The sequence below is a fragment of the Candidatus Tectomicrobia bacterium genome, assembly GCA_016192135.1.
Lineage (GTDB): Bacteria > UBA8248 > UBA8248 > UBA8248 > UBA8248 > 2-12-FULL-69-37.
Map to the genome: position 1 here is coordinate 1 of JACPUR010000035.1, position 12,681 is coordinate 12,681.

General features: G+C 69.5%; 12 protein-coding genes. 10 read left to right on the plus strand and 2 right to left on the minus strand.

What is annotated here, in order from left to right:
- Together HYZ11_13770 and HYZ11_13775 are read left to right on the plus strand one after the other, a co-directional pair.
- Positions 1-645: hypothetical protein (locus HYZ11_13770; protein ID MBI3128667.1), on the plus strand; the 645-nt coding region annotated here is incomplete at its 5' end.
- Between the two features lie 76 nt (positions 646-721).
- Complete coding sequence (locus HYZ11_13775) at positions 722-877, plus strand: hypothetical protein (protein ID MBI3128668.1); 156 nt, start codon at positions 722-724, stop codon at positions 875-877.
- Positions 878-895: 18 nt separating this feature from the next.
- On the opposite strand, the gene HYZ11_13780 is transcribed toward HYZ11_13775, so the two are convergent.
- Positions 896-1,099: a hypothetical protein gene (locus HYZ11_13780; protein MBI3128669.1), complete on the minus strand. Its 204-nt coding sequence runs from the start codon at positions 1,097-1,099 to the stop codon at positions 896-898.
- Between the two features lie 13 nt (positions 1,100-1,112).
- Complete coding sequence (locus tag HYZ11_13785; GenBank protein MBI3128670.1) at positions 1,113-2,906, minus strand: thiamine pyrophosphate-binding protein; 1,794 nt, start codon at positions 2,904-2,906, stop codon at positions 1,113-1,115.
- Positions 2,907-3,064: 158 nt separating this feature from the next.
- Between HYZ11_13785 and HYZ11_13790 the strand changes: the two genes are divergently transcribed.
- The 8 genes from HYZ11_13790 (at position 3,065) to HYZ11_13825 (ending at position 12,660) form a co-directional block, all read left to right on the plus strand.
- A complete protein-coding gene (locus tag HYZ11_13790; protein ID MBI3128671.1) occupies positions 3,065-4,225 on the plus strand; it encodes an alpha/beta hydrolase in 1,161 nt (386 codons plus the stop codon).
- A gap of 41 nt (positions 4,226-4,266) precedes the next feature.
- On the plus strand, positions 4,267-5,271 hold the full coding sequence (locus tag HYZ11_13795) for a TAXI family TRAP transporter solute-binding subunit (GenBank protein ID MBI3128672.1): 1,005 nt from the start codon (positions 4,267-4,269) through the stop codon (positions 5,269-5,271).
- A gap of 73 nt (positions 5,272-5,344) precedes the next feature.
- Entirely contained in the window at positions 5,345-7,303 is a 1,959-nt protein-coding gene (locus tag HYZ11_13800; protein MBI3128673.1) for a TRAP transporter permease, read from the plus strand.
- A gap of 12 nt (positions 7,304-7,315) precedes the next feature.
- Positions 7,316-8,020 carry a cysteine hydrolase gene (locus HYZ11_13805; GenBank protein MBI3128674.1) on the plus strand — a complete coding sequence of 235 codons (705 nt, stop codon included), beginning with the start codon at positions 7,316-7,318 and terminating at the stop codon, positions 8,018-8,020.
- Positions 8,021-8,368: 348 nt separating this feature from the next.
- On the plus strand, positions 8,369-9,091 hold the full coding sequence (locus HYZ11_13810; GenBank protein ID MBI3128675.1) for a class II aldolase/adducin family protein: 723 nt from the start codon (positions 8,369-8,371) through the stop codon (positions 9,089-9,091).
- A gap of 330 nt (positions 9,092-9,421) precedes the next feature.
- The gene (locus tag HYZ11_13815) at positions 9,422-10,009 is read left to right on the plus strand and encodes a HupE/UreJ family protein (GenBank protein MBI3128676.1); all 588 of its coding nucleotides are present in this window, start codon (positions 9,422-9,424) and stop codon (positions 10,007-10,009) included.
- 291 nt (positions 10,010-10,300) lie between these two features.
- Positions 10,301-11,473: an ABC transporter ATP-binding protein gene (locus tag HYZ11_13820; protein MBI3128677.1), complete on the plus strand. Its 1,173-nt coding sequence runs from the start codon at positions 10,301-10,303 to the stop codon at positions 11,471-11,473.
- Positions 11,474-11,526: 53 nt separating this feature from the next.
- The gene (locus HYZ11_13825) at positions 11,527-12,660 is read left to right on the plus strand and encodes an ABC transporter substrate-binding protein (GenBank protein ID MBI3128678.1); all 1,134 of its coding nucleotides are present in this window, start codon (positions 11,527-11,529) and stop codon (positions 12,658-12,660) included.
- Positions 12,661-12,681 lie beyond the last annotated feature (21 nt).

Sequence of the window (12,681 nt, forward strand, 5' to 3'; positions counted from 1 at the left end):
AAGGCCCGGGCGGAGGCCCTCTTCAGGCAGGCGTTCGCGCTCTTCCAGGAGGGGGAGTTCGAGGCGGCGGCGCTCGGTTTCACCCAGGGCCTCGAGATCGACCCGGCGGACGGGATCGGCCATTTCTATTTGGCCGAGACCCTCGTCCGCCAGGATCGGGCCGGCGATGCCGTTCGGCATTACGAGCGGACGCTCGCCCTCGCCCCGGAGAGCAAGGAGGCCCTCCTCGCCCGCACGCGCCTGCCCGAGGTGAAGGCCTTCGCCAAGTGGCTCGGGAAATGGCGGACCCTCGACGGGAGCACCTATGAGATCAAGCTCTCGGGAAAAAGTCTGACCATGGTTTGGGCCAAGCCGACCCCGAAGATGGCGGAGTACGGCTTCCGCCCCGGAGAGGAGCGCCTGTCGGGAAGCCTGAAGGGATCCTCCCTGGAAGGGAGAGAAATCGACCGGTGGACCACGCCGGAGGCCCGGCGCTGCTTCGGAGACCGTGACGAGAAGCCGATGAGCGCCACCCTCAGCGCGGACGGAAGGGTCATCACGGCGAAAACGACGAGAGGGAAGGTGAACTTCAATACAAGGACATGCGCCATCGACAGCTCCAGCGAAGAGCCGCTGGCGATCAAGTTCATCCGCGTCGACAAATGAACCGGACGGCAAGGAAGCCGCCATCGCGGAGACGCGGCTGAAGAAGCCGTAGGAGACCCTCGGAGGGAACGCCGCCATGCTCGAAACCGACATCAACGGCCCCAACATCGAGCACCTGATCATGCTGTCCTGGATCCTCATGGCCGGCGCCGGGGTCTTCGTCGTCCTCCGCAGCGTCCTCGGCTTCCTGCGGCGGAAGGAGACTCCTAGCCAGGGGACGCGGAGGGATTAACCGGTTGCGCGCGGCCGGTCAGCCGCCCCTCAGCCGACGCCGCGGGAACCACAGCGCCCCGCCGGCGAGGAGCACGGCGCCCACGCCCCGGAGGAGCGAACCCTCCTCCGACTCCAGGTTCCAGGCGGCGACCAGGGCGTAGCCTCCCACCAGGAGCGTCGCCAGAGCCCAGTCCCTGCCCGTGCCCCAGAACTTCCTTTCGCGCTCGGTTTCCGGATCCACGTGAATCCGCTCCTTATGCCCGAGGGAGGGTCCTCCCCCCAATCGAGGGCTGGGAGTGGCCCAGGCCGGGGAGCTCCCACACCCCCGCGCCCTGGGGGTTGTTCTCCCCCTGGATGTTGGCGTCGATGACATAGGGCTGGCCGCTCCTGACCGCCTCGGCGACGGCCTCGCCCAGGTCCTTGGCCTTGTCCACCCGCACCCCCCCGATGCCCGCCGCGCGCGCCATGGCGGCGAAGTCGGGGTTGAGGGGGGCGCCCGTCCGGGGATGCTTGAAGTCGGTGGCGAGCTCGCGCTTGCCCAGGTAGCCCCTCTGGAGCCCCCGGATGGAGGCGAAGGCGTAGTTGTTCCACACCACCCAGACCACGGGGATGCCGTACTCCGCCGCGGTGCCGAGCACGCTCGCGTGCATCAAGAAGGCGCCGTCCCCGCAGACCGAGACGACGGGGCGGTCCGGGGCGGCGAGCTTGGCGCCGAGCGCCCCGGCCACGCCGAAGCCCATGGCGCCGAAGCCCATCGAGCCGAGGAGCGACTGCGGGCCCTTGGGCCGGGTGAACTGGATGAGCCAGTTGTGGTGGATGCCCACGTCGCTCACGATGATGGCGTCCCCGGGCAGGGCCTTGTCGATCTCGTGCGCCGCGCGCTGGGGGTGGATGGGGGTGGTGTCGGCCGAGAAGCCCGGGGCGATGAACTCCTCCCACTCGTTCCGCCAGCGGCCGATGTCCCGGAGCCAGCCCGCGCGCGAGGGGGGCGCCGCCTGAACCTTCCGGGCGTCGAGCTCGGCCAGCACCTGGCGGAGAAAGGTCCGCACGTCCGCCATGAGGCCGAGCGCCACGGGGTAGTTGCGCGCGATCTCCTCGGGGTCGATGTCCACGTGGATGAGCTTCGTCGGGGGGATGTTGAAGGAGTAGCCCGGGATCCAGCTGCTGGAGGTGCGGTCGTCGAAGCGCACCCCGAGGGCCAGGAGCACGTCCGCCTGGCGGGCGGCGTGGTTGGCGGGGTAGGTGCCGTTCCGGGCGATGAGGCCCAGGTTGAGGGGATGGTCGGCCGAGACGGCCCCCATCCCGCTCGAGGAGCAGGCGAGGGGGAGCTGCAGGCGCTCCAGGAGCTTGAGGAGCTCCCCGGCCGCGCCCCCGTACTTCACCCCCTGGCCCACGAGGACGACGGGGCGCTCGGCCGAGAGGAGCATGTCCACCGCCCGCCGGAGCGCCTCGGGCTCGGCCGCGCAGCGGCAGTTGATGTTGCCGTTCCAGGCCCGGGCGTCCGGCATGTCGACGTCCGCCTCCTCCTTGAAGATGTCGAAGGGCACGTCGAGCACCACGGGGCCCGGGCGCCCGGTCATCATGGTCTTCCAGGACTGGCGCACCGCCACCGGCACCATGTCGGCCCGGGTGGGCTGGTACACCCGCTTGCAGACCGCGCGCACGGTGGAGGGGAAGTCCGCCTGGTGGTGCCGGTAGAGCTCCTGGAAGGCGCCCCGGTTGAACTGGCTGGTGGGGATGTTCCCCGTCACGGCGAGGAAGGGCACCGAGTCGAGGTAGGCGTTCGCGAGGCAGATGGGCAGGTTGGCCGAGCCCGGCCCGCAGGAGGTGAAGGTGGCGGCGGGCCGCCCCGCCACGCGGTAGTAGCCGTCCGCCATGAAGCCTGCCACCGACTCGTGCCGGACGGAGAGGGTCCGGATCTCGTCCGCGCGCTCGTAGAGGGCGTCCATGAAGCTGATGTTGCCGTGCCCGCAGAGCCCGAAGATGTAGGGCACCTTCTCCTGGATCAGGTAGTCCACGATGATCTGACCGCCGTTCATGCGGGCCATGCCGCTTCCTCCGGTTTGTCCCGGCGGGAGGCTCCCGCCCCCGCCCATGAGTCCTTTATTGCCGCTTTGATGGAAGCGCGAGAAGAAATATAATGCCTCGTCATTGTCCAATCCGTCGAGGGCATCTTCAGCGCCTGTTCCGCGCATGGGGGAGGGGCATGTCCGACCGCAGCCGCCGCAGCCACAAATGGATCACGGAGGAGTTCTACAAGGTCCACGACGTGTACGGCTTCCGCGCGGCGATGTTCGTCGAGTGGGGCTTCCGCCCCGCCGACGTGAAGCGCACGACCGAGCGGATCAAGGTCCCCGAGGCCGCCGTCAAGGAGTGGGCCCGCACCGCCGCCCAGGAGGAGGAGCTGGCCCGCGAGGCGGAGGCGGCCGGCCACCGCGAGAGCGCGGCGGAGTTCTACCACCGGGCGGCGCTCTACTACGGCCCCGCCTGTGGCATGATCCACGCCAACACCCCCAAGAAGCGCGAGCTCTACGCGAAGATGATCCGCTGCTACGAGAAGTTCACCGGGCTCTTCGGGGAAGCCCCGGTCGAGCGGGTGGAGATCCCATTCGAGGGCGGAAAGTCCATCCCCGGCATCCTTCAAACCGTCCCCGGGGCGAAGGCCCCCTGCGTCCTCGTGGTGCCCGGCATGGACACCATCAAGGAGTACATGCCGAATCCCTATCACAACCACTTCCGCCGGCGGGGGCTCGCCACCCTGAGCATCGACGGGCCCGGGCAGGGGGAGAGCAACGTGCGCGAGACCTGGGTGACGCTCGACAACTTCGAGCGCGCAGGCTCGGCGGCCATCGACTTCCTCGAGAAGCGGCCCGAGATCGACGCCTCGAAGATCGGCCTCTACGGCTGGAGCATGGGGAGCTACTGGGGCCCGCGCGTCGCGGCCCACGACCCGCGCCTCAAGGCCTGCGTGGGCGCGATGGGCGTCTATCTCCAGAAGGACACCATCTTCAAGCACGGCAAGCCGGCCTACCGGGCGAACTACAAGTACATGTCCAACATCCGGGACGAGGACGCCTTCGACGAGATGGCCGCCCGGATGACGCTCGAGCCCCTGGCGGGGAAGCTCCGCTGCCCCATGCTCCTGGCGATGGGGGAGTTCGACGAGCTCTGCCCCCTCGAGGACGCCGAGCGGCTCTACGAGATGCTCGCGGGGCCCAAGGAGCTCTGGGTCTACGAGAACGAGACACATACCCTGGGCGGGCGCCTGCCGGATTTCTATCTGGCGGTGGCGGACTGGCTGCGTGACGCCCTGGAGGGCAGGTTCGAGCCGGGCCACGCCCGGAAGAAATTCTTTCCCGCGCGCTGAAGGCGGGAGTGCGGAAGGCAATTCATCGGAGGGGCACATCCATGAGACGCACTTGGTGGGACAAAGGGTTGTGGACGGCGATTCTGGCGGCCGCGCTGCTCGGCTGGGCGCTTCCTCAGCCGGCCGCGGAGGGGGCGGTGAAGCGCATCACCCTCCTCGGCGGCCAGGTGGGCGGCGCCTGGAACCCCTGGGCGAGCGCCATGTCGGTGGATTTTTCCAAGAACATCCCGGGCCTGAACGTCTCCTCCGAGGCGGGGACGGGCTCTCCCGAGAACGTGCGGCGGGTGCACCGCGGAGAGGTGGAGACCGGCTTCGGCTTCTCGAGCGACATCCACGAGGCATGGCGGGGAGGGGGCATCTTCAAGGCGCCCCACACCAACCTCCGGGCGGTCTCCAAGCTCTTCGGCGTGGTGACGCACCTCATCGTGCTCGCCAACAGCGACATCCAGAAGCTCGAGGACATCGCGGGCAAGACCATCGCGGTGGGCGGCCCCAACTCGGGTTCGGCCCTCACCTTCGAGCGGCTCGCGCGGCAGGCCGGCCTGTGGGGCAAGTTCAAGCCGGTCTTCCTGGGGGGCGGCAAGGCCGCCTCGGCCATCGGGGACGGCCAGGTGGCCGCCTTCAACTGGACGCCGGGCATGGGGGACCGCCTCATCACCCAGATCGCGGTGACGAACCCCTCGCGGCTCATCGAGCTGCACTCCGCCGCCGAGAAGTCGGGCTTCTACCAGAAATATCCCTACTACAGCCCCCGCACCATCCCCGCCGGCACCTACAAGGGCATCGACAAGCCCGTGGCCACCTTCCAGCAGACCACCGTCTGGACGGCGAACAAGGACCTGCCGGCGGACATCGTCTACCGGATGGTCAAGCGCATGTACTCGCCCGAGGCCAAGGCCTTCCTCTCGAACGCCGTCGGCCGCGTCTTCGGCGAGATGGCCCCCGACACCGCTTTCAGCGGCGTGACCATCCCGCTCCACCCGGGGGCGGAGCGCTTCTGGAAGGAGAAAGGCGTCGCGATCCCGAAGGAGATAGCCGCCCGCTGATGGCGCTCTCCATTCCCGGTTCCATCCTCGGGCGGGGGCCCCACGGGGGCTCCCGCCCCGGGGAGGGCGGCATTTGAATACGTCATTCCATCCCGCGTCCGGGCCGCCCGCGCCCCCGGACCCCGGCCCCGGCGCCGAGTCCCGCGCGCAGCGCCGGTTGCCTCCCTTCTTCGACGGGCAGGTCCGCCTCCTGGCGGCCGCCATGGGCGCCTTCTACATCTACAGCGCGGTCTTCGGGGTGGCGGCGCCCCAGTGGCACCGGGGCTTGTACCTGGGCCTCACCTTCGGGATGGCCTTCCTCCTCTTTCCCCTCCGTGGGGCCTCTCCGGCGGGGCGGCCCTCCGCCTTCGACATGGCGTTCGCCGCTCTCTCGCTGGGGGCGGTGGGCTACTGGATCTGGCAGTACGAGGGCCTGGCCTACCGCGCGGGGGACTACACCGGCCTGGACTACTACGTCTCGATCGCGGGGGTGCTGCTCTCCCTCGAGGCCTGCCGCCGGGTGACGGGGATGGCGATGTCGGTGGTGGCCGTGGGGGCGCTCCTGTTCGCCTACTTCGGGCCCTACTTCCCCGAGATGCTGGCCCACCGGGGAGTGCCTGTGCGGCGCCTGGCGGAGTACCTCTTCCTCACCGACGACGGCGTCTTCGGCGTGATGACGAACGTCATGGCGACCTACGTCCTCATCTTCATGTACCTGGGCTCGTTCATGGCGCGCTCCGGAGCGGGGAAGTTCTTCATCGACTTCCCCCTCGCCCTCATGGGGAGGGCGGTGGGCGGACCGGCCAAGGTCGCGGTTTTCTCCTCGGCCATCTTCGGCTCGATCTCGGGCGCCTCGGTGGCCAACATCGTCGCCACCGGCACCTTCACGATCCCCCTGATGAAGCGGACGGGCTTCAAGCCCCACGTGGCCGCGGCCATCGAGAACACGGCCTCGACGGGAGGGCAGCTCCTGCCCCCGGTCATGGGGGTGGGCGCCTTCATCATGGCCGAGCTGACGGGCATCTCCTACGGCCACATCGCCCTCGTCGCGGCCATCCCGGCGCTCCTCTACTACCTCTCGATCGGCATCATGGTCCATTGCGAGGCCAAGCGGCTGGGCCTGAGGGGGCTCCCGGAGGGCGAGGTGCGGCCGGCGGGAGCGGTGCTGCGCGAGGGCTGGTTCCACGCCATCCCCCTCTCCCTCTTGATGCTCTTCCTCTACGCCGGCTACTCGCCGCCCTACTGCGCCGGGGTCGCCGTGGGCGCGACCGTCCTGGTGAGCTGGCTGAACCGCGACCCCGGCCTGCGGATGGGGCCGCGCGGGGTGTGGGACGCCCTGATCGACGGCTCGGCCAGCTCCCTCATCGTGGGGGCGACGGCGGGGGCCATCGGCATCATCGTGGGCGTGGTGTCCCTGACCGGGCTGGGGCTCAAGCTCTCGAACATCATCGTCTCGCTGGCGGGCTCGAGCCTCCTCGCCGCCGTCTTCCTGGTGGCCTTGGCCTCCCTCGTGCTCGGGATGGGGCTGCCCATCACCGCCTCCTACCTGGTGCTGGCGGTCCTGGCCGTGCCCGCCCTGGCCGAGTTCGGCGTGCCGGTCCTCGCCGCGCACATGATCGTGTTCTGGCTGAGCCAGGACTCGAACTTCACCCCGCCCGTCTGCCTGGGGGCCTACGTCGCCGCCTCCATCGCCGGGGCCGACCCCTGGAAGACGGGATGGGCCAGCCTCAAGTTCGGCAAGATGCTCTACGTGATGGCGCTCCTGTTCGCCTACACCTCCATCCTCTTCACCGGGACGCTGGAGCAGAGCCTCTGGGCCGTCTTCTCCGCCCTCGTGGGCACCGTCGCCTTCTCCTTCTGGACGATGCGGTTCTGCTACGGCCCCACGAGCCATCCGGAGTGGCTGGCCCTGGGCGCCTCCACCGTCCTGTGCTTCATCCCGGGCGTCTTCACCGACATGGCCGGGATCGCGCTGTTCGCCCTGGTCTACTACGCCCAGTACCGCCGCTATAAGCGCCCGCTGCCCGCGCCCGCCCCGGCCGGGGGCGCCTGAGGAGGAACCGCCATGGCCCAGCCCGTGGACCGCTCGCGGATGATCGCCCGCATGAAGGACGCCCTCACGCTGGAGGCCGCATCCTCCGCCGTCGTCACCATCGATTGCCAGCGGGGGAACCTCGACCCCGCCGTCGCCTCCCTGCCCGTGCCCGAGGAGGAGTGCCGGCGGGTGATCGAGGGGACGAACCGCCTCCTGGCGCTGGCGCGGGAGGCGGGCGTGCCCATCCTCCACGTGAGCACGGTGTACGAGGAGCCGCTCCTCGCCTCCCATCCCTTCGAGCGGGCCATGCTCGAGGCGAAGGAGTCCTTCACCCCCCACCGCCCGAGCGATTTCGCGCGCCACAAGCGCCCCGGCTCGGTCGAGGGCCAGCTCGTCCCCGGGCTCGACGCCCGCCCCGAGGACCACCGGGTGGAGAGCAAGCGCACCTTCGACATGTTCCACGGCACCCCGCTGGAGCTCCTCCTGCGCTTCATGAAGCGGGACACCCTTCTTGTCGCGGGCTGCAACACGAACACCTGCGTCCTGGCATCGGCCTTTGGCGGCTACAACCGGGGCTTCCGGATGGTCGTCCTCTCCGACTGCGTGGCCTCGGCCTACGGCGAGGACCTCCACGCCTTCGCCCTCCAGAACATCCAGCGGCGGCTCGGCTGGGTGCTCACCCTGGACGAGCTGCGGGAGAAGCTGATCGCCGCCACGGCGGGGGCGGGGCGGTAGGCGGGGGCGTATTCTCCCTTTCTCTCTCCGGGCCTTCGCCCGCCGACCTTCCTCCGCCCGCCGAAGCGGGCTTCGCGAAGGCGGGAGCGAACTTCGAGAAGGTGGAAGGGCTTCGGCCCGCGCAGGCGGGAGAGGGCCGGGGTGAGGGGATGCCCGGCCCGCGTGTTTCCCTCCCCCTGCCCCCTCCCGGCGGGAGGGGGAAAGGCCAAAGCCGGGTGGGCGGCGAGCCTCCCTCCCCCTCCGGGGGAGAGTCGGGGTGGGGCGGCCCCCCGTGGCCGCCCTCACCACGGGGCAGGCGCAGGGGCCTGCCCCTACAGAAGAATCGGCCATCTATCCAGAGGGAAAAACATGCCTAGCAGCACGTCCGACCCGGATCTTCGTTTCCAGCTCGCCCTCGCGGGGCGCATCCTGGCGTTTGTGGGCCAAGCCGACGCCATCATGGGCTTCGCCGGGGCCCGCGCCTCGGACGGCCGGTCCTTCTGGATGAAGCCCATGACCCTGGGGCTGGACGAGGTCCGGCCGGGCGACCTCCTGCGCATCGGCTACGACGGCAAGATCGTGGAGGGGGAGGGCAAGCCCCACAACGAGTGGGTGTTCTTCGCCTCCCTCTTCAAGGACCACCCCGAGCACACGGCCGCCGTCCACACCCACGCGCCCCACTGCCTCGCGGTGGCGGCCCAGGGGCGCACCATCGAGCCCTTCGACCAGTTCGGCACCCACTTCTACGCCCACGGCGTGCCCCTCTTCGAGGAGTCCCCCGACCGCGTCTACACCTTCGAGTTGGCCGAGGCCATCCTGAGGAAGATGGGCCAATCGCCCGCCGTCATCATCTCCTACCACGGCATCCTGACGGTGGGGCGGAGCATGCGGGAGGCCGCGATGCGCGCGGTCTTCCTCGAGAAGGCGGCGCAGACCCAGCTCCTCGCCTACCAGGGCGGGAGCGCGCGCCCGCTCCCGAGGGAGCTCGCCATCGGCCTCGGCAGGAACGCCCCCTACGAGCTCCTCCACGAGTTCTACTGGAACTACTACGAGCGCCAGCTCCGGGCGAAGGACCCGGGCTTCTTCGCATGAGCGCCGGCGAAGATCGGGCAGTGGGTCAGTCTGTGCCACAGATGTCATTCCGAGGGAGCCCGCCCAGGCGGCTTGCCGCCTGGCGGTGGCGGGCACCGCCACCCAAAAAGAGGGCGACCGAGGAATCTGCTTCTGGTTCTTACAAAAGCAGATTCCTCGCTGCGCTCGGAATGACAGCGGAATCGCGAAACTGACCCACTACCGAAGATCGTTCCGCCGCCGATCCGGCCGTATTTTCTGCTATCCTGACCTTCCGCCCGCCCGGCGCCTGCGCCGGCATTCCAAAAAACTCCCGGGCGGCGTTCGGCCCTGTAATATAAGGAGAGATCGATGAAGCGCATCGCACTCGCAGCCGGCATGGTGATCCTGGGCGGCTCCGCGGGGAGCGCCGAGGCCCATGTGGCCGGGTCGTGGGGCGCCGGCCTCGGCGAGGGATTCCTCCATCCGATCGGCGGCCTGGATCACCTGCTCGCGATGACGGCGTTGGGACTGTGGGCGGCCCGGATGGGCGGCCGCGCGGTATGGGCGCTGCCCCTCGCGTTTCTCGCGATGATGGCCGCGGGCGGCTGGCTCGGAGGCGCGGGCGTGCCCATGCCCTGGGTGGAGGCGGGGGTCGCGGCCTCGGTGATCATTTTCGGAGCGGCGGCGGCCTTCGCCCCCCGCTGGCCGGTGATCGCGGGGCTCGCGCTCGCCGGCTTCTTCGCGCTCCAACACGGGCACGCCCACGGGACGGAGCTTCCCCAGGCGGCCGCTCCCGCGCTCTTCGCCTCGGGCTTCCTCGCGGCGACCGCCCTGCTGCACGGCGCGGGGATCGCGCTCGGGCGGTGGGCACGCTCGCACCGGCTGGGCGCGCGGGTGGCGCGCGGCGCGGGGGCCGCCGTGGCCGCGGCCGGTTTCCTTCTCTGGCTGGGGGCGTAGCCCGCCGGGACTCCCGGATAAGCGCCATTCCGGCTGCCGGGGCCGCCCCGCCTTTGTTCCTGAAATCCGCGATTTTTCCGCCGGCGCCCAAGCCGCGGCCTCTCGATGGGCGCCTGGAAAATCTCCGATTTGAATTTCCCCCTCCTCCGGGCAGCCACTGTCTCTCCCTTGAGACGCCTCTTCTGCGCGCCGGAGGCCTCCGCGCGTTGGGATTTGCCGGCCGGGATGATATAAAGAAGACCTGCAATTCGGAAATGTTTCGAAGGCGGCGGGCCGGAGGTTTTTGCGCGCATGGCGCGGCGGAGGCGCCGGCGGACGCGGCGTCCTTCACTCCGGCGGGATGTCCCGCCGCGGGGGCATGGGGGAGGTGAGCCGGTGGCCAGCGTGGCGGTGCGAAGCCTCATCAAGCGGTTCGGCGCCGATGCGGCGGCGGTGAACGGCGTGAGCTTCACCGTCCGCGAGGGGGAGTTCATCACCCTCTTGGGGCCGAGCGGCTGCGGGAAGACGACCACCCTCCGCTGCATCGCCGGGCTGGAGGTGCCCGAGGAGGGGGATATCCTCATCGGGGACGAGCTGCTGACGTCCTCCGCGCGGGGCATCTGCCTCCCGCCCGAGGAGCGGCGCCTGGGCATGGTGTTCCAGTCGTACGCCGTATGGCCCCACATGACCGTGTTCGAGAACGTGGCTTACGGCCTGCGCGCGAAGTCGACGCCGAAGGCCGAGGTCGGCCAGCGGGTGAAGAAGGCGCTCGATCTCGTGGGCCTGACGGGCCTGGAGGATCGCAACGCAACCAAGCTCTCCGGCGGCCAGCAGCAGCGCGTGGCCGTCGCCCGCGCGCTGGTCTACAACCCCCGCGTCCTCCTGTTCGACGAGCCGCTGAGCAACCTCGACGCCAAGCTCCGCGAGCAGATGCGGCTCGAGCTCACCCGCCTCGTGCGCGAGCTTGGCATCACGTCCGTCTACGTCACCCACGACCAGGCCGAGGCCATGGTGATGAGCGACCGCATCATCGTCATGCACATGGGGCGAATCCAGCAGGAGGGCCCGCCCCAGGCCATCTACGACGAGCCGGTCAACCGCTTCGTGGCGGATTTCATCGGGGTGACGAACCTGCTCGACGGGACGGTGGCGGGCCGCGAGGGCGACGGCGGCGTCTGGGTCGAGGTGCCGGAGGCGGGCGCACGGCTCCTGTGCGGCCGCGGCGCCGAGGGCGCCGAGGCCGGCTCCCGCGTCACGATCAGCGTCCGCCCCGAGCACGTCTCCTTGAACGGGGGCGCCGAGGGGACGAACCGGCTCGAGGGCAAGGTGACCGAGGCCATCTACCTGGGCCAGTCCTGGGACTGCCGGGTTCAGGTGAGGGATGTCAGCATCCGGGTGCAGGCGCAGGGCGAGGTGTCGGTGCGCCCGGGCCAGCAGGTGGCGCTGGGGGTGCTCCCCCGGCGATGCGTGCTCCTTCGGGGATAATGCGCCGGCCCGCCGGGCCGGCGGAGAAGCTGGACAAAGGGGGAGGAGGGATCATGAAAGCGCGAATGATGATTTGGCTGGGAGCGGCCGTGGCGGCGCTCGCGCTGTCCGTCCCGGCCGGTGCGGCGGATGCGCCGATCCTGAAGGAGCTGAGCGGGGCCGAGCGGGAGCGGGTGGCCAAGCTCATCGAGGGGGCGAAGAAGGAGGGCAACCTCGACTACATGTCCCACTTCGTGCAGGTCGGCACGGCCCGCGTGATGGAGGCCGAGTTCAAGAGGCTCTACGGCCTTGCGGGCCACAAGTTCAACTTCTCGGACCGGACCACCTCGATCATCATCCGGCGGGTGGAGGAGGAAATCCGGGCGAACAAGGTGACGGCGGACGTCCTGCTCGTCTCGTCCGTCTCCTGGCTCCATTCCCTGAAGCGGCGGGGGGAGCTGATGAAGTACGTTTCCCCCGAGGACAAGCACTACGCCCCCGCCGAGAAGGCCAAGATGAACGGTGACGGCCACTGGGTGGCCGACGCGCAGCTCAACACCATCTCGGTCAATCAGAGCATCCTGCCCGGCGTGACCGTCAGCAGCTGGCACGACCTGCTGAACCCGAAGTTCCAGGGCAAGATCCTGGTGGGCGACGCCAGCCGGACCGAGACCTACACCCTCGTCTACATGGGCTGGCGGCAGGTGCTCCCCAAGGAGTTCTTCCAGAAGCTGGCCGCCCAGAAGACGGGCCTCATCCTCCGGGGGCCCGAGCAGCGCCGCGCCGTCATGTCGGGCGAGTACGCCATCGGCACCACCATCATGGCCCGCCACAACATGGTGGCCCAGAAGGAAGGGGTGAAGATGGTCCCCTTCTATCCCAAGGAGGGGGTGACGGCCCTGCCCATGATGTCGGCCATCCTGACGAAGGCGCCCCATCCCAACACGGCCAGGCTCTTCATCGACTTCTACCGGGGCGTGCACGGCAAGTACATCCAGATGAGCCGCGAGCCCGGCAACCTGGGCCGGCCCGAGCTGCCTCCGCATCCGGACCCGAAGGTGCAGGCGCAGCTCAAGAAGGCGTATGAGATCGCTCCGCCGATCGACAAGCTGAACGTCATCCCGATCGACTGGGAGAAGGTGACGCCGGCCGACGTGAAGAAGTGGCAGGCCGAGTTCGTCTCGATCTTCGGCAAGGGGACCAAATGAGCCCCGCGCCGGGAGGGGACT

What these genes read in the sequence shown, in the direction of transcription:
- HYZ11_13825 (MBI3128678.1), top strand. Translation starts at nt 11,527, where the DNA reads ATGAAAGCGCGAATGATGATTTGGCTGGGAGCGGCCGTGGCGGCGCTC.
- HYZ11_13810 (MBI3128675.1), top strand. Translation starts at nt 8,369, where the DNA reads ATGCCTAGCAGCACGTCCGACCCGGATCTTCGTTTCCAGCTCGCCCTC.
- HYZ11_13790 (MBI3128671.1), top strand. Translation starts at nt 3,065, where the DNA reads ATGTCCGACCGCAGCCGCCGCAGCCACAAATGGATCACGGAGGAGTTC.
- HYZ11_13775 (MBI3128668.1), top strand. Translation starts at nt 722, where the DNA reads ATGCTCGAAACCGACATCAACGGCCCCAACATCGAGCACCTGATCATG.
- HYZ11_13795 (MBI3128672.1), top strand. Translation starts at nt 4,267, where the DNA reads ATGAGACGCACTTGGTGGGACAAAGGGTTGTGGACGGCGATTCTGGCG.
- HYZ11_13815 (MBI3128676.1), top strand. Translation starts at nt 9,422, where the DNA reads ATGAAGCGCATCGCACTCGCAGCCGGCATGGTGATCCTGGGCGGCTCC.
- HYZ11_13805 (MBI3128674.1), top strand. Translation starts at nt 7,316, where the DNA reads ATGGCCCAGCCCGTGGACCGCTCGCGGATGATCGCCCGCATGAAGGAC.
- HYZ11_13785 (MBI3128670.1), bottom strand. Translation starts at nt 2,906, where the DNA reads ATGGCCCGCATGAACGGCGGTCAGATCATCGTGGACTACCTGATCCAG.
- HYZ11_13820 (MBI3128677.1), top strand. Translation starts at nt 10,301, where the DNA reads ATGGCGCGGCGGAGGCGCCGGCGGACGCGGCGTCCTTCACTCCGGCGG.